Genomic DNA, 16,218 nt, shown 5'->3' on the forward strand with positions numbered 1-16,218 from the left:
ATTTTGATTATCATTATCAATAAAGAGCAAAGAATGGGGGAAATTTGAGCATCATTTCCCCCAATCGATTTTAGAGTCTACGAAGTCCCCACATTAGGTACATACCACCAATCAAAGATGCTACTAGACCTGCAGGAATTTCTTGTGGATACAACATCTGACGACCTAGCCAATCCGCCAATAGCATTAGACCCATGCCGACAAGTGAGGAACAGATAAGATGTTCACGAGCGCGACTAAACCCAAACAAGCGTGCTAAATGGGGAGCCATCAATCCAATAAAACTAAGGGGCCCAACAACTAATGTCGCGCTCACTGTCAGCAAAGCAACGAGCAACAACAATAAGCCTCTCGCCTGACTGACCTTAACACCCAGGGCACGCGAACTTGCCTCCCCTAGTGGCAGAATATCTAGCCATCGAGCGGTAACAAAACTCAGCCCTACTAGAACGATAGCAGCGACAGCCAAAGGAATAAGTGTTGCTTCGGTAACGTAATAGGTAGAACCAGAAAGCCACGCTAAAACTTGATAGCTTCGAGGATCTCCTCCCGCCAGAACAAAACTTTGTACTGCATTCATCAGTGCTGTAATAGCAACACCTGTCAGCAAAACACGCTCAGGCTGAAAGCCCGACTTGCGGTTGAGCAAAACAATCACAGACAGAGAGGCCAAAGCGCCTAACAGACCACCTAAGTACAAACCGATTAAGCTCACGCCAATACCGGAGAACATTGCGATAATTAGCCCCAAAGCCGTACCAGAACTGATACCTATCACTTCAGGACTCGCCATTGGGTTGCCGCTTAGCCTTTGGATAACGGTACCCGCGCAAGCAAGCATCACCCCAGCCAACGCTGCAGCGACTAATCTCGGCCATCGCCATTCTAATAGGTTCCACTCGCCAGAGGAGACTAACCATTGCCAACCTGAGCTCTGAATCGAAGTGGTACTAAAAACAAACAAAACAATGGGTAGTAAGATAGCAACTAAGGCGATCGCATTTCGATTGAGCGATTTCACTTGTTCACTATGGCGCGTCATCACTGTTTGCGTCTGTGTTTGACTGCGCATTGATAACCTAGGCAGCAGCCAAAGCAATAAAGGTGCGCCAAGTGCTGCCGTGGCTGCACCAGTAGGAATAATCATGGCGGCGATGCCCGGAAGCTGCTGAATAAGTAAATCTGTTAATGTCAGTAGTAAACCACCTAGCAGCATGGAAACGATTAGTTTGGGTACTAACCTATTGACACCTGTTGCACGAGTAATGGCTGGTGCCGCTAATCCAACAAAACCAATTACGCCAACCTTTGCAACTACCCAAGAAGTGAGTAGTACTGCTAACCCAAGACAGATTACCCGCAATTTAGCCAATGAAACGCCTAGACTCTTAGCGCCTTCTTCCGATAACTCCAGTAGAGTTAACGGCTTAACGAATATGAAAGAGATGCCGATCGCCAACGCTAATCTTGGTGCAAGGTAAGTAATATCTGCCCATCCAGTCTGAACAAGAGAGCCCGCGCCCCAAATCATTAAACCCGCTAACTTGTCTTGGTTCATCATCAGTAGAACCGTACTGACCGCTCCAAAATAGAGGTTGATCACTAGACCAGAGACAACGACGACGGTGGGTGATAAAGCACGACGCCAGGATAGTGCAAACACCAAGGCCATGGTACCGACACCACCAAGGAGCGCGATAAGAGACTTAGAAAAAGTCAGCAACCATGGAGCGTATAAGGTTGCCAACATCAGCGCAAAACTTGCACCACTCGCCACTCCTAAAGTTGAAGGAGAAGCCAGTGGGTTACGCAGAACTTGTTGCATCAAAACCCCAGCAGCGGCTAATGCAGCACCAGCAATTAATGTCGTAAAGAATCTAGGCCACCAAGTAAGATGAAGCTTAACGGATTCCGGAGACATCCAATCCGCTCGAAACAAACTGTTAATACCCGCAGAAAAATTACCTGATGTGTTTAATTGGAATCCAACGATTGCCAGAGTAAATGCCGCAAGTATCGCAACAAGACTTAGAGATAGCATTCTCATTGTGTTACCTCTTCAGTCAATGCAGCCGTGATCAGATTGGCAAAACGTAACGCGGAAGGCAGACCGCCAAAGCTCCAAGTCGGCTCAACCAATAATGAAGGGTGACCTGTTTGCTTAACTAAATATTGCCAATATTGATCTTGTACTAGGTGCTCTTTAACTCCTGCAGGCAGCGGCTCAATCACTACAATCTGCCCTTCGATACCCTGTAACTTGTCGATACCTGTTAAATTGAAGCCCCACGCATTTGTTTCTTTGTTCCAAGCGTTTTGAATCCCGAGTTGATTCAACGCCACTTTATAAATGCTGTTTTCCCCAAACACGCGCACATGCTTGGTATCCATAAACTGAACAAGTAACACCGGAGCAAGATTGGATGGCAGTTTGCTCTTAAGCGTTTTTAACTCTTGTTCGCTGTCTGCTATTAGATCTTCGGCTTGGCTTTCCACATGAACTTCTTTTGCCATACGACGTGTAAAATCCGTTACAGCCTCCCAGTTCACCTCTCCCACCTTGTACAAGCCCAGGACTTTCACTGGCGCAATACGAGAAAGCTGATTCTCGAGCGAAGAGAAGCGCGGAGAAAGAAAAATAGTGTCTAGCTCTAATTCTGAAAGCCTTTCTAGATTTGGCTGAGTTCTTAGCCCTACATCGACCGTTTCATCCGGAATCTTGGGGCTTCTGACCCAATCGTTGTAATCAGATTGCTGCGCAGACGCGACTGGCGTAATGCCTAGCGCAAGCATAGTTTCGGTTTGAGACCAGTCAATGGACATAACTCGCAACGGGATATCTGAATGCTTATCTTCCGCCAATGCGGGCGTCACCACTATAGACGCCAACAGGCAAAGAGTAGTAACTGCTTTAAAACCTAGCATGGCATTGCCACCGGATATCCTGCCGCATGATCGGCTATCTGCATTTTGATACCGTAGATATCGCGCAATTGAGTTTCAGTAAAGACTTCTGAAACCGAGCCTTGTGCAATCATCTTACCACTATGCAGCGCGACAATATGATCGCAGAACCGCGCGGCCATATTAATATCATGAATCACGATTAACACACCGAGTTCAAGCTCCGCCGCGAGCTTTTTGATGAGTTCAAGCATTTCGATTTGATGGGCAATATCAAGCGCTGACAAGGGTTCATCTAGAAGTAAATACTGCGTTCTTTGCGCCAAAAGCATGGCTAACCAAACTCGCTGCCGTTCACCGCCCGACAACGTATCCACAAGACGATCTGCGTACTTCGCGGTATCGGTCATTTGCATGGCATGTTCTATAAACTGTTTGTCTTGGCTCGTTAAACGCCCAAGTAAGCCGTGCCATGGGTAGCGGCCAAAACTGACTAAATCTTTGCCCGATAAGCTATCGGTTGGCGGAAGATGCTGAGGAAGATACGCAATTTGCTGAGCGAACTTTTTATCAGACCATTGGGAGATTGATTTGCCCTGCAACACGACATCACCGTTCGTTAATTTTTGTTGTTGGGCAAGAAGTTTAAGTAGCGTCGATTTACCAGAACCATTGTGGCCTACGAGTGCGTAAATTTTGCCAGGTTCAAAATTCATATCAAAATCTGACAGCAGCGCTCTGTCACCAACGCTAAATGCTAGCTTTCTAGCTTCGAGCATATCATTTCCCTTAAACTCTCTTTTTACATAGGGTTAATCAATAGAACACGACTGATTAACAAGGTGGAATTTATATAACAGTAAATACATAAATGCAAACCATTTTCATTTGCATTTATTGGTAATATTGTTAGGGTAATCCGCGGTTGTAAAAAGAGTGAGTTAGTAAAGAGCAATGGACAAACGATTGGCATCAGTTATTTTATCGAAAACATGGTTGTCCCTATGTCCAAACTATTCTTTTACCCTAGCGAACCGAAGCATCGATGTCTGCGTCGTTAAATTCGATACCTCGCAATTTTTGTTAGATTCGAAAATTTCACAGTGGCTACCGTTACAGATAAGGCAAGCCCATCATAAACGCCAAGCAGAATTCATAGCAGGTCGTGTTGCAGCTCACTATTCAATGAGTGCAATTGGTCAATATCAAGGCGTTGAAATCAACCCAGATCGCTCTCCGCTTTTCCCAGAGGCACTAAAAGGATCAATCTCGCACAGTCAAAACCTTGCTATCGCAGCAACAATTCCAAGTGAAGCGATTCCTGATACTTACTTAGGTATCGACATCCAGCACTGGTTTTCACATGAAGAAACAGAAGACGTCGCGACTCTTGTTTGCAAAGATGTAGAAATAGAAAGGCTGCAAGATACTCATCTTTCTTATCAGCAGAAAGTGACTCTGCTATTTTCTGCCAAAGAAGCGCTTTATAAAGCTATCTACCCACAGGTAAAAGAAGTCCTTGATTTTGATGTCGTTGAGCTAGTGGATGTAAGCACTGATCATTTAGTGTTTTCTCCATCACCTAGCTTACTAAGAAGGAAAGCCTTCCCTTTACTCCTATGCCACTACAAACCGTGTGAAAACTACGTCTTGTGCGTTGCCGAGGCGTGACAGGGACTACACCTCAACGAACGAATCCCTATGCAATGCTCGTTGTTATTGGGTAATGGTCCGATAGTTTTTCAACGACCACGCTCGGCCCACTTTTTATTTCTATAGATCTAGATGCGAACGCATCAAGGCTTGCGCCGCTATTGTGCGTTCTCCTTTTAAACGTATGAAGACTATAGATATCCGGACGATAACTTGTTCCAACATTTATGTTGTTTTCTTCCCCATTGAATAGGATGTTGAAATCTCCTCCCAACATATACTTACCATCTGCCCCAACCAAGGTTTTTGTAGCGTACACCAAACTGGCTGTAAGATCCGTACCTCCAACACCTCCCGATGTTGCGTGTATCGTCGATAACCAAACATCGCCAACCAATACACTTATAATCGGGCGGCCCGAGGTAGAAAGGTACGCTATATCGTATTTAGAGTGCTTATTTGTAATAATTGCCACAGAACACCTATTATTCAATGCTCCCGCTTGGAGTGACCCAATAACACTCTTTCCTGCAAATTGGGTTAGCGTAGCGATTGTCCCACACTCTTGTACCATAACGACATCATAATGTGCGCACATCGTCTTTAACGTCAGGTCTTTGTCTGCATTGCTCGCTACACCACCCTGCATATTCCAAGAGATTACTGAGATAGCCATTTATCCTCCAACTATATCCATCTGACCACACTCATTGCTCAATGAGAGAGTACGCTTAACCAACATCTTATTCAACATAACACATAAGGTGTACTAAAGTTGCTGGATGTGCGCAGTTTACGAGCTTCGGATACTAGCCTGATCGAGACTTGATACGCCGTCGTTAGAAGTAGTTCACTAAGAAATACCTTGTTGGGCACCTATTAGTTGGTTGTAGATTAAATAGCGGGCTTGGCTACAGTGGCATTCAAACCAATTGTTTGATTAGGACCAAACAACAAAAAGCCGCAGATGCGGCTTTTTAACTTTCTCCAAGAAACCTTAGTCCTATCTGCTAAGTTTCTGAACATACTTGTTTTTGTACACTTGGTGGTGCTGGCTCATAGTGACTTAAGCTCATGTTAAAGCTGCCTTCTCCTCCCGTTATTGAGCGTAATCGCCTTGCATAATCTTGCAGTTCATTAATGGGTGACTTGGCTTGCAGCAAGGTATAGTTCGCGTCAATCTGCTCTGTACCCTCAATTAAGCCGCGATTACCCGACAAATCTCCCGAAACATCACCGACATAATGGGTTGGTATCGCCAGTTCCATCTGCACAATCGGCTCTAATACAATCGGCCCCGCTTCTTGGACTGCTTTCAAAAAGGCTTTCTTACCCGCAATCACAAAGGCGATTTCTTTCGAATCAACCGAATGGTACTTGCCGTCAAACACCGTCACCTCAATATCTTTGATCGGATTCCCTGAAATCGCTCCTTCTTCTAACGCTTGCTTAATTCCCTTTTCAACCGCTGGAATAAGCGCGGTAGGAATCGCACCGCCAACCACTTTGTTAATGAACTGAAAGCCTGAACCTCGCTCAAGTGGCGCAACTTTTAACTGTACTTCACCAAACTGCCCTGCACCGCCGCTTTGCTTTTTGTGACGATACTGAGCTTCGGCGGGTTTAGTAATGGTTTCGTAGTACTCGACGCTAGGCTGACCGGTTTCGACTTCAAGTTTGTAGACCGATTGCATCTTCTCTAACGCCACCTTAAGGTGGAACTCCCCTTGACCGCTGATGATGGTCTCATTGGTACGCGCTCTATGTTCAATCCTCAATGAAGGATCTTCACTCGAGATCTTGTTCAGCACATCACTAAGCTTTTGTTCATCTCCACGTTTGATCGGCTTCAAACACAGTGAATACATCGGCTGTGGGAAGTTAAGTGTTTTTAGCTCAACATCATCTTCGTCATGAGAATCATGCAAAATAGAGTCAAACTCTAGCTCATCCACTTTCGCCAATACGCAAAAGTCGCCTGCTAATGCTTGGTGGATCTCAGTACGTTCTTTACCTTGCAGCTGGTATAAGTGGCCAACTTTAAAGGCTTTATTACTCTCCCCGACATAGAGCTGGCTGCCCGCATTGATCTCACCTTGGAAAACGCGAACGTAGGCAAGTTTGCCCATATAAGGATCAACGCTGACCTTATAAACGTGCGCGACGGTGTGCTCTAATGTTTCGCAGTTCACTTTTACTTTGTTGCCGTTTTTCTCTAGCAAAGGTGGATTGCCTTCATTTGGCATCGGCATAATTTCAGACAGAGTTCTAAGTAGTAGATCCACTCCTGCGCCTGTCTCGGCTGAGACAAAACAAATTGGGATGATATGCCCGGTTCTTAAAGCCTCTTCAAACGGGTCATGCAGTTGCTGCGGCGTGAGCTCCGAGCCTTGCTCTAAATAGAGTTCCATTAACTCTTCATCAACCTCAATCACTTGATCGATAAGTGTTTCATGAGCCGCTTCGACATCGTTGATAAACGTTTCTACATTCATGTTTGGCTCAAAGAAACAATCAACCACCGCTTTTCCATCACTGGTGGGCAAGTTAATCGGCAAGCAGTAGTCACCAAATTTATCGCTGATTTCATCCAGTAGCTGAGAGAGTTGACTCGCCGCAACATCAAGCTTATTGATTATGATCATTTGGCATTTTTTCTGCTCTTGGGCAAAAGCAAATAAACGTTGAGATGTTTGAGTGATAGGCTGTTGAGGGTCGATGATAAGCGCTGAGGTTTCTACTGCGGGAAAGACACTTAGCGCCCGACCAAGCAATTCATTTTGCCCCGGAGTGTCAATGATGTTCAGTCGATGCTTGTCATAGCGCATAGTCACAGGGGTGGCTTCGATACTATGTTGATACTGAATCGACTGAGCATCAAAGTCTGTAATGGTATCGCCTTTTTCAACCTTTCCTAGGGTTCTTGTTGCTTGACAGGTATGGAGAAGCTTTTCGATTAAAGTGGTTTTGCCAGTACCCGTTTGACCAACAAATGCGATATTTCGAATCTTATTGATAGGCATAGAGCCTCCTTGCAAAATGAGTTTCGGAACGTAGTGAGCACTAGAGCGGCGGGCTTACCGCCTACTCGTCTTCCATGTCATTTTGCGGATCACTCTATGCATAAAGACCAACTTCAGCTTTCATTGAAGATGAGTTTAGCATGCATCAAATAACCCCATTTTAATGTGACTTATTTCATAGCCAAAGAGGTTGAGATTTGAGCTGCATCAATTGAGAGTGAATTGGTTATAATGAAGTCACTTTAATGCACTTTATTGGTTGAAATAAAACGTAATCAACCAAGACGAGCTTTTCATTCATGCCCGCACTTTACTTGCTACGCGATAGTACAATTTATGGCGCGTTTAGTCATAACTGTGACAAACATCAGAATCAACAACCTAAATAATACCAGTATCCATTTCTATAAAACTTATCAATAAGTTAAAGTTTACTTTCTCTGTAACTATTTGGAAGCTCCATTTGGTTAAATCATTGAATTTTAGTGGGTGATAGAAAGACAATTATCCGGAGCTAAATATTTGTCGCGAGCGTTATTGCGTAAGAGTTGATTTCATAACAGAGAAGAATTCTGCCTCGATTGCAGTGTGAATAACATGAATACAATTACGGTCTAATTAAGCTATGAAAAAAGTCTTTTCCATACTTCTACTTATGTTGCTCAATGGATGTAGTACTACGCATTATGAAGAAAATAACAAAACCATGGATCTTGATAGAAGTTACTTCATTGGCGAATGGGTCTGTGCCCCTAAGTACAAAGACGAATTTGCTCTTTTTAGTGATATACAGATATATCGAAACTATGAGGAAAATGGAGTACTTCACGTAACAGCTAAATTGACTATGCCAAGTGAAAACTTAGACTCCCCACTAACGGTAACAGCTAAAAGCGAAGGTGTTTGGATGCGAGATCCTTTCATCACTGATTTAACAGAGTTCCACCACAAATTTGCGGTTGAGACAAATAAAGAAACCTTCAGAAAGAAACTTACGCGGTTGCTAGAGAATGAAAGCACCCTAGAAGAAATGATTAATATATCTGTCGAACCACATAGTAGCAGTTCAATGACACTGACGTTGCCTGGAACTCACCTTAGTTGTGATAAAGCTACGCCTTCCGCTTCAACTGATAGCAATGAATAGTGGTACGTTGCGAATCAAAATTATAAATTTAAAGGGTTTTATCTATGAAGAACGCGTTAATCTTAATGTACATAGTTATCCTACTGTCAGCTTGTGCTACTCAAGAAGGTACGTTCACGAGATGGGAGCGAGACCGGCAGGCTTTCCTTGAAACCGAATTTTCTTCTCTCTCTTTACAAGAAATAGAAAATGAGGCCCGAAGTGGGTATGACACTGCTCAATTTCATTTAGGACAGTTGTACGAATATGGTGAAGGCGTTGAAAAAGATTATCGCAAAGCTGAACATTGGTATCGCAAAGCAGCAATGCAAGGAAATAAATTTGCTCAAGATAGTATTGCCTGGTTGTACCAAGATGGCATTGCCGGTTTTAACAACTTGGCGGCTTCCACACGCTGGTATCGCTTGGCCGCTGAACAAGGTTACGCTCCTTCTCAAAATAGCCTTGCTTTCGCATATCAATACGGTACAGGAACGACTCGAGACTATAACAAATCCATTTATTGGTTTATGAAATCTGCCGAGCAAGATTATGCCCCTGCACAAAGAAACATGGGAATAGCCTACAAGAATGGTTACGGCGTAGAAAAAGATTCTTCTAAGGCCATACATTGGTTTCTCACCGCTGCGAATAATGGCGATGGAAACGCTGCTAATATGTTGGGAATTATTTACAGAGACGGCATAGGTGTACAACCAAACAAGGTACTTGCTTGGCAATGGTTTAAAAAAGCAGCAGATAGAAACGATTACAATGGCAGACAGAATTTGCTTGCCTTCGATGAATTCTCTTTCGAAGAGTATTCAGCGTTGGCCCAAAAAGGGGATCCAAATGCGCAGTTACAACTATGTCATATGTATTTCCATGGTGAACAGGTCGAAAGTGATTACCACAAGGCCGTCGACTGGTGCACTCAGTCTGCTATGAACGGTCAAGTCGACGCACAGGAAGATCTCGCGAAGATGTTTCTCGGAGGTCTGATAATCAAACAGGACTATCAGAGTTCGTACATATGGTCCAAGATCGCAGCTCAAAAAAATCAAGGAGCCAAAACAATTCTGACAACCCTAAAAAGAGAATTGACTGAATCTGAAATTAACGAAGCTGAGCAAAAATATGCCCTTTGCTTAAATATCAAACCAAACTATAGCAACTGCCCAATTCCCATTCTTTTAGATTGAGTGACTACCCTTTGATTTGAGCGAGCAACAAAACCAAACTGTATATCTAGGAAAAAAGAGCCGCTAAAAGCGGCCCTTAATAGTTCGTATTTTCCGAATAGTTATGAAGTTACTCTTTACCGAAAACGTTGTTCTCTTGCTCTTGTACGCGGATGAAGGTTGTACGCTTTGTTAGCTCTTTAAGCTTTGCTGCGCCTACGTAGGTACAAGTTGAACGTACACCACCAAGGATGTCTGAGATAGTGCCGTGAACAGAGCCTCGGTATGGCAATAGTACGGTTTTTCCTTCAGCAGCGCGGTACTTAGCCACACCACCTGAGTGCTTGTCCATAGCAGACTGAGAAGACATGCCGTAGAACTTCAAAGACAAGTCATATAATCATTATATTTCAATACCTTAATCCATTTTACATGTATATAAAAACAGTTATAAATGGCGATTTGTTACCCTATTTAACGTAGTTTTCCAATGAGTGCCGCCACTTTTGTCGCCACTTTCTACACGTTCAGTCTTACCTCTTTATTAAGACATGTGATACGAGTCAGCATTAATAAAACAAATAATAGATACAACACTTTTTATATACATCATCAATACGTTAGAATCTCGGCTCAGAAAATCTTACTTTAAATCTGTGGGCTATAACCAAGAAATCATCTAGTTACAGCTCTCAATCACAACGTTATAAACAGTTGGTTTGTTAAATGAACTTAAAACATTGCTTATTCGCATCTAGTACCTTTTTCTTAGCGGCATGTACCTCGCATATTCAGGAACCGGTCGATACATCCCATTTCAATGATCTACTACCAGGGAGTTGGAAGTGCGGAACTATTCAAAATGATTACAAAGAAGATACAGTTCTTGTCTACAGTAAAGATGGGCAAGTCTCTGTTGACACCTCTATGTACATGAAGATGGAAGGTACTGACAATGTTTTGTCCTTTGATATCTCAGGAACCGCGCGTTGGGAATTGAAAAACGATAATTTGTATGAGATTTACGAAGAAATCAGTTTTAAACCTACCAATGAATATACAGCCTCAATCAAAGGTTTTATGTCCTCTTTTATGCCGAAAAAAGGTCAAAGAGGAGAATCTAAAGTACTCTCACTCGACAACAATAAACTTGTCTTAGAAAGCGGTGATAACGAAAAGCTGACTTGCTACAGAAAATAACCTAATCAACTTTTAACCAAAAACAATTGATAGGATCAGACTCATGCTTTCTATTATGAAAAAACTGTTTTTCTTACTTAGTTTTTTGTTTGCTTCAAGCGCGTATTGTGAGCGATTCGAATATTCTGGTGAAATTCTCGAAATAGTAAGCTCCCAAAGTAATTCTTTTTCAAGCATTGCAACGCTCTATGTTAACGGCTTTAAAACTGCCGGTACCTGCTATGTCGCAGATTCTACATCACTGGTAGCACTCTTAATTAAAGATAATGAGCAAGGTAAAGTTCACTTAAGTATGGCTCTAAGTGCCTATATGGCCGGTAAGAAGATTCGAGTTAGAGTTGATGACTCACTAAAAGGAGCTTCAAACGTATGTTACTTAGAGCAAATCAGGTTGAATGATAGCCTTTAGCCCTAGCTGCAATTCAACATATCAACATGAGAGATAATAATGAAAAAGCTCGCTACATTACTGACAACATTACTATTGGCAACACCTTCTTTCGCGTCAGATAACGAAGTTCACTGGACAGCAACTGTCAACATGGTGACTGCGATGGAAAACGAAAGCGCGTGGGTTGGACTAAAAAATCTTGAAAGTCCAAATCCTTCGTCTGCATCGTGGAATTGTACAAATAACATTGTCTGGCTCAGTTCTAAGGACAAACCTAGTCCTAAAGCAATGCTGTCCACTGCATTAACATCGTATTCCACGCAAAAGAGTATTCGTATTGGTGTTACTGGAAGCGGTCAAAGCTGCGAGGCTCGATATATTAGTGCGAGAGATTAGAAAATGATATCCAAACTAAAAACAGTATTAGTATTGCTGCTAATGGTTACTCCAAATGTGGTTTACGCCAAACACGCGATTCGTGAAGTGACGGTAACTCAACTTCATCCGATTTCAACCAAGCGCCCTGCAAGTCCAAACAGTGAAAATTCAACAAGAATTTACGTCAATCCAGGTGCTTGGGGGGATACAACATGTCGTCAGGATGCTGCAGACCTACTAAAAGAAGACACACATTTACTATCTATTCTATTGATGGCATGGACCACTGGAAAAAACATCAGAATTGAAGTCGATGATACAATTACTCCATGGGGGCCAGAGGATAATGTGTGTCAAGTTACGGCTTTGTACATTAAATAGATAACTTTTTGACTTCAAATCAAAATCGCCGAGCCTAAGCTCGGCGCTTATCTTTAGTGCCGAAGACTTGTTTAACGGCAATTTACGAAGTTTTTAATTAATACTCCCATTTTCACCAGCGCTTTTTCGACATTAAATTAAAATTTACTGGCGTTTGAAAGTAAATGTTCCTATGTGTGTACTAGTAGTCCTATGGACACCATTTAGGAAATCAGTATCGGCAGCATTCGATGTTAGAAGACTAACATTGATCTTTGGAGAACTATCAGCATTCGCGGACGTAAAAATCACACCATCATCAGTACCGGAATCATAAACTTTTAGTTCAACTGTCAAATCGTCCACCCACGCTCCATTTTGGTACAAATTTAGGCTATCCACACCCACAAACCAATCTGGACTCGGAGCCACCATTGTAACAATACTAACCAGCGGAAAATCCGTGTCTACGCTAAACTGCACTTGCACCTGTGTCTGCCCAGTAGGCAACCCATTACCTTCAATCAACGACTGACTATTCCCTAGGTTTTGAATGTCTCCTATTTCCGACTTAATCGTATTCGTTCCACCTGTTTCAGCCACTTCTTCCAAGCCCGCAGTGGCTAAAGTCCCGCTTTTAAACAAACTCGCAGAAGAATTATGTGTCATGCCAATCAAAGAAGAAAAATGGGGATTTACCGGAAAATTTGTTGGAAAGTTCGTAGAGTTCCAGTTGCTAGTGAACGTTAAGACATACGATACTGATGTATTCGAACTTGAGTTAGACTCACCTCCACAGGCAACAAGACTAAGAGTAGATAGAAATATCCAAACCGTTTTTGAGGTAAATATGTTCCATTGCATAGCCAATCTCCAAACATTTAGATACGTTCTTTTGTAGACCGGCTTTGCTGAACATATATTTCACACAGTGGAAGCATTTAACCAACAACCCTATCGCCAGCTTTAATGCCTCTTGGTAAGCTAGCCAACTTTAGTTGGACTGACTCTCTTTTTTTATTTAGAACGGACTGTTAGCCTGATACTTGGCCAACACTTTACGAACGTTCTCCCACAGCTCATTTAGGTCTCGATACTCTAGGTAGAAACCGCTGTCGATGAACTCGGAGCCGCTGGATTCAAACCACGGCTTGTCTTCACCTTTGCCCCCTATTCCTAATTCAAACTTCGCGCAGAACTTCCCGGCTTTTGGTCTTATCTGAAACTTGATGTGATATGTCCAATGGCTTTCTGCTGGGCAACGTTTGTAGAGTGCGGGTAACCAACCGGAGTCGTAGAAGTTAGGTAGACAGGTTTCGGGGAGTTGGTATTGAGCGGGAGGAGGTGTAGGCATGGCGCTGCGGAGTTGATTGGCCATCTGGTTGAATGCGTTGATATAGGCTTCCTTTATCTGCGCTGCTTTCTTTCCGGTAAAGCCCATGACTAGGAACATGAAGCCATCTTTAGTCATTTCATAGAGAGGCAATGAGCGCCCTCTCCTGTCTTGATATTCATTGCCCGTAAAATTGCGGTCAATGAATTCTTGTGAACATTCAAGGCTTCTTAGCTTACGCAAAACATCGTCGTGCCGCTTATTAAACGCTTCTGCGACTTTAAGAGAAGTAGTACGGACTTTCTCGCCTTGATTAAAGACAAGATCAGATACAGTCAGGGTAAGGGAAGTTGTATTAGGCATGATGGCCTCCTGTGGATTCATTTTGAATCACCACACGAAGGTACCAATCTTCGGGTGGTGAACTGAACAAGGTTGGTACTACCGCTCCACAGGTCGCGGCCAGCCGAAGCTGCCCTGCCCAGCCCACCATAATTCAGTTGCATCTTGCCCAATAGTTAAGCAAAACCACCATGTTTAAGTGTGCCGAAGCCGCACATAAAAAAACCAGCAAAAGCTGGCGTCTATGCGCCTGTGGAAAGAAAGCGGGGTACCAATCCCGACACCGGATTTTGCCAGTGCCGTTGAAGTTTATCGCCATGACGTGAATTGTGTCAACGTATGTTCGCGTTTTGTCTCTTTTTCAGTTGGTTAGTGGGATTGCATATGGTGTAGAATCCCTAGCTCTAGAATTATTTTGAATATTAATATGATAGAAAGCATCAAGGCTTTACGCGGCGTAGCTAGAATAAGAGATATTTTTATCGGGCTATTTTTCGCGTTAATAATCCTCTATTCCTTCAAGGAAGACGGTAAGGTCAAGCATTCGCAAACTCAATCCTTTCCGTTAGTGGAGAAACTCGCTATCACGGAATCTCTTTTATCCGAAGAACACGCCAAAACCAGTCGGTTGGATACACTCTTGTTACGTAAAGAAGAGGATATTGAGGTGCTGATTGATACGCTTAATCTTCAATTTGATAAAGTCCAAAAATTGGAAGAAGACATCAAGTTTAAGGATTTACAGATTCATGCTCTAGAAGTCCAACTAAAAATGCGATTAGAAGATCTTGAACATCTAGTGCAAGCAACGAAGATGCACTCCACAATAGATCAGTCTGTAATCAATAAGTTCTACAAATTATCTAACGCGAGTGAGAATAATGACACAAAATAGAATACCACCATTTATAACTGTTCTTGTTTCTACGCTCTTTTGGCTACTAATTGGGTCAGCGTTAGGCTTGTTTGTACCTCATGATTCCAAGCTCTACTCGAGTTTACTTTCTTGGGTTGCTGGTGCAGCAACGATTTTTGGTTTCATTTTCGTTGTCTATCAACATGCAAAATTCAAGGGCGAAAATGGTTATGTAAACGTGGTGAATGTCCGAACAACCGTTCTACAGGTCTTGCTATATGCAGGGTTTGGTCTGTTACTAATAGTTTTCATAGTGCTGTTCTTTAACCACTTTCTCAATTTTTCTTTACCATCAAGCTCTTTTAGTCAGGGAGTAGATTTAGCCGAAGCTCAACCCAAAACACCCAGTTTTGATTACTTTAGTTGGAAGAATGCAGGTGACATAGCGACTGGACTTGGAGCTCTTGGAACTGTCGGAACATTGATTTACTTGATAATCCAGAACAACGCCTTAAAGAAACTGCAAGAGGAGCAAGAAAAAGATAATAGTAAGTTCAGAGAGGCACAGCACTCTGCATTGCTTAAAAATGACTTTTATGAATTATTAAGTGATCTTGAAAACCATTCAGTTTATCCATGTACTTATACTCATAAATACATGTTGTATCAATCTATTGAGCGTCGGTGCAAAGATGAAGTGGACGATGAAAATTCAGAACATAACATCTTACTTGCCTTAAAAGTTTATTTCGAAGAGCTCAATGTGATTACAGCACAAATAGCTGAGCCCAAGCCTTCAATGCCAAAAGTATCTAAACTATTTGAAACAATTAAAAAAATAGAAGATGAACTAAAGTTGAGGTTTGATAACAGACCTTCATATGGTGATGTTTCACATAAAGGTTCTTCTCAACTTATAGTAAATATTTTTAAGGTCAATGATTATTTAGAGCACCTTCATTACTCGGCTTCAATGCTGAGCAATTTCTTTAAGTGCAGCGTCGAGTTTGAGCATCCCCAGCTCAATGATGATGTAGCAGATAAAATCAAAAGTCATTGCTTCAATTATACGCGTTGGGGCTTGTTCGACGTCAATCTTCCTAATGTAAACTCCCAATATCTAAAGGTTTTTAACGCGGCGTATAGAGTTATTTGCCTCGGAGTTCAAGAAAGTTCTGGCTTAGTAGCTGATTATTCAGATAGGAGTTCATTAATGTACACTTACTGGGCGAAAAGTCGTTTCACCGAAACATTTGACAATTTAGACCTACTCGATATGTTGTTAACCAATATTAGAGACGACTTATATTACAACCTTCATACTTATGCCCGCTTCGTTGGACCACATATTTTAGAGGATAAGAAAAGCATAAATCAGATGAGCAAATTACTAACTCAACTGGAAACTACTCTAGACCACTTAACTCAAGAGCAGAAAGAACGCGATAAAAATTCTATGGTGAACCTTTAA

General features: G+C 42.5%; 16 protein-coding genes and 1 pseudogene. 9 read left to right on the forward strand and 8 right to left on the reverse strand.

Translation table 11 applies throughout. The features are described 5' to 3' along the window. Nucleotides 1-70: 70 nt before the first annotated feature. From fhuB to AC6R00_RS16650, 3 genes are read right to left on the reverse strand one after another with little or no spacing between them, the layout of a single operon-like run. The gene (gene fhuB / locus AC6R00_RS16640) at nt 71-2,047 is read right to left on the reverse strand and encodes a Fe(3+)-hydroxamate ABC transporter permease FhuB (RefSeq protein ID WP_500641221.1); all 1,977 of its coding nucleotides are present in this window, start codon (nt 2,045-2,047) and stop codon (nt 71-73) included. After that, nucleotides 2,044-2,925: an iron-siderophore ABC transporter substrate-binding protein gene (locus AC6R00_RS16645; protein ID WP_500641222.1), complete on the reverse strand. Its 882-nt coding sequence runs from the start codon at nt 2,923-2,925 to the stop codon at nt 2,044-2,046. Before AC6R00_RS16645 ends, fhuB begins: the two co-directional genes overlap by 4 nt. Beyond that, entirely contained in the window at nt 2,919-3,683 is a 765-nt protein-coding gene (locus tag AC6R00_RS16650; protein ID WP_500641223.1) for an ABC transporter ATP-binding protein, read from the reverse strand. The genes AC6R00_RS16645 and AC6R00_RS16650 overlap by 7 nt, the downstream gene beginning before the upstream one ends. Nucleotides 3,684-3,858: 175 nt before the next feature. On the opposite strand from AC6R00_RS16650, the gene AC6R00_RS16655 reads away from it, so the two are divergent. Next, entirely contained in the window at nt 3,859-4,575 is a 717-nt protein-coding gene (locus tag AC6R00_RS16655) for a 4'-phosphopantetheinyl transferase family protein (protein WP_500641224.1), read from the forward strand. 28 nt (nt 4,576-4,603) lie between these two features. On the opposite strand, the gene AC6R00_RS16660 is transcribed toward AC6R00_RS16655, so the two are convergent. Together AC6R00_RS16660 and fusA are read right to left on the reverse strand one after the other, a co-directional pair. Continuing rightward, complete coding sequence (locus AC6R00_RS16660) at nt 4,604-5,233, reverse strand: exonuclease/endonuclease/phosphatase family protein (RefSeq protein WP_500641225.1); 630 nt, start codon at nt 5,231-5,233, stop codon at nt 4,604-4,606. A 334-nt stretch (nt 5,234-5,567) separates the two neighbouring features. Continuing rightward, nucleotides 5,568-7,580, reverse strand: a complete 2,013-nt coding sequence (gene fusA, locus AC6R00_RS16665) for an elongation factor G (RefSeq protein WP_500641226.1) — start codon at nt 7,578-7,580, stop codon at nt 5,568-5,570. 625 nt (nt 7,581-8,205) lie between these two features. Between fusA and AC6R00_RS16670 the strand changes: the two genes are divergently transcribed. Beyond that, the gene (locus AC6R00_RS16670; RefSeq protein ID WP_500641227.1) at nt 8,206-8,727 is read left to right on the forward strand and encodes a hypothetical protein; all 522 of its coding nucleotides are present in this window, start codon (nt 8,206-8,208) and stop codon (nt 8,725-8,727) included. Between the two features lie 44 nt (nt 8,728-8,771). After that, on the forward strand, nt 8,772-9,908 hold the full coding sequence (locus AC6R00_RS16675; RefSeq protein ID WP_500641228.1) for an SEL1-like repeat protein: 1,137 nt from the start codon (nt 8,772-8,774) through the stop codon (nt 9,906-9,908). A 109-nt stretch (nt 9,909-10,017) separates the two neighbouring features. Here the strand turns inward: AC6R00_RS16675 and AC6R00_RS16680 are convergent. Continuing rightward, nucleotides 10,018-10,272: pseudogene (locus AC6R00_RS16680) on the reverse strand (IMP dehydrogenase); the annotation flags it as partial. Between the two features lie 341 nt (nt 10,273-10,613). On the opposite strand from AC6R00_RS16680, the gene AC6R00_RS16685 reads away from it, so the two are divergent. The 4 genes from AC6R00_RS16685 to AC6R00_RS16700 are packed head-to-tail and all read left to right on the forward strand — an operon-like array spanning nt 10,614 to nt 12,237. Further along, on the forward strand, nt 10,614-11,087 hold the full coding sequence (locus tag AC6R00_RS16685; RefSeq protein ID WP_171381405.1) for a hypothetical protein: 474 nt from the start codon (nt 10,614-10,616) through the stop codon (nt 11,085-11,087). Between the two features lie 43 nt (nt 11,088-11,130). Continuing rightward, nucleotides 11,131-11,496, forward strand: a complete 366-nt coding sequence (locus AC6R00_RS16690) for a hypothetical protein (RefSeq protein ID WP_500641229.1) — start codon at nt 11,131-11,133, stop codon at nt 11,494-11,496. A 39-nt stretch (nt 11,497-11,535) separates the two neighbouring features. Continuing rightward, on the forward strand, nt 11,536-11,874 hold the full coding sequence (locus AC6R00_RS16695) for a hypothetical protein (protein ID WP_500641230.1): 339 nt from the start codon (nt 11,536-11,538) through the stop codon (nt 11,872-11,874). A gap of 3 nt (nt 11,875-11,877) precedes the next feature. Further along, nucleotides 11,878-12,237 carry a hypothetical protein gene (locus tag AC6R00_RS16700; RefSeq protein ID WP_500641231.1) on the forward strand — a complete coding sequence of 120 codons (360 nt, stop codon included), beginning with the start codon at nt 11,878-11,880 and terminating at the stop codon, nt 12,235-12,237. A gap of 144 nt (nt 12,238-12,381) precedes the next feature. Here AC6R00_RS16700 and AC6R00_RS16705 read toward each other — a convergent pair whose 3' ends face one another. After that, on the reverse strand, nt 12,382-13,080 hold the full coding sequence (locus tag AC6R00_RS16705; protein WP_500641232.1) for a spondin domain-containing protein: 699 nt from the start codon (nt 13,078-13,080) through the stop codon (nt 12,382-12,384). Nucleotides 13,081-13,237: 157 nt separating this feature from the next. Further along, a complete protein-coding gene (locus AC6R00_RS16710) occupies nt 13,238-13,912 on the reverse strand; it encodes a Rha family transcriptional regulator (RefSeq protein ID WP_500641233.1) in 675 nt (224 codons plus the stop codon). A gap of 406 nt (nt 13,913-14,318) precedes the next feature. Here AC6R00_RS16710 and AC6R00_RS16715 point away from each other — a divergent pair, with 406 nt between their 5' ends. Together AC6R00_RS16715 and AC6R00_RS16720 are read left to right on the forward strand one after the other, a co-directional pair. Continuing rightward, nucleotides 14,319-14,786 (forward strand): hypothetical protein, encoded by a 468-nt coding sequence (locus AC6R00_RS16715; RefSeq protein ID WP_500641234.1) that lies wholly within the window; start codon nt 14,319-14,321, stop codon nt 14,784-14,786. Beyond that, nucleotides 14,773-16,218: a hypothetical protein gene (locus AC6R00_RS16720; RefSeq protein ID WP_500641235.1), complete on the forward strand. Its 1,446-nt coding sequence runs from the start codon at nt 14,773-14,775 to the stop codon at nt 16,216-16,218. The genes AC6R00_RS16715 and AC6R00_RS16720 overlap by 14 nt, the downstream gene beginning before the upstream one ends.

Source organism: Vibrio sp. R10-SF1-ISO8 (assembly GCF_059833805.1).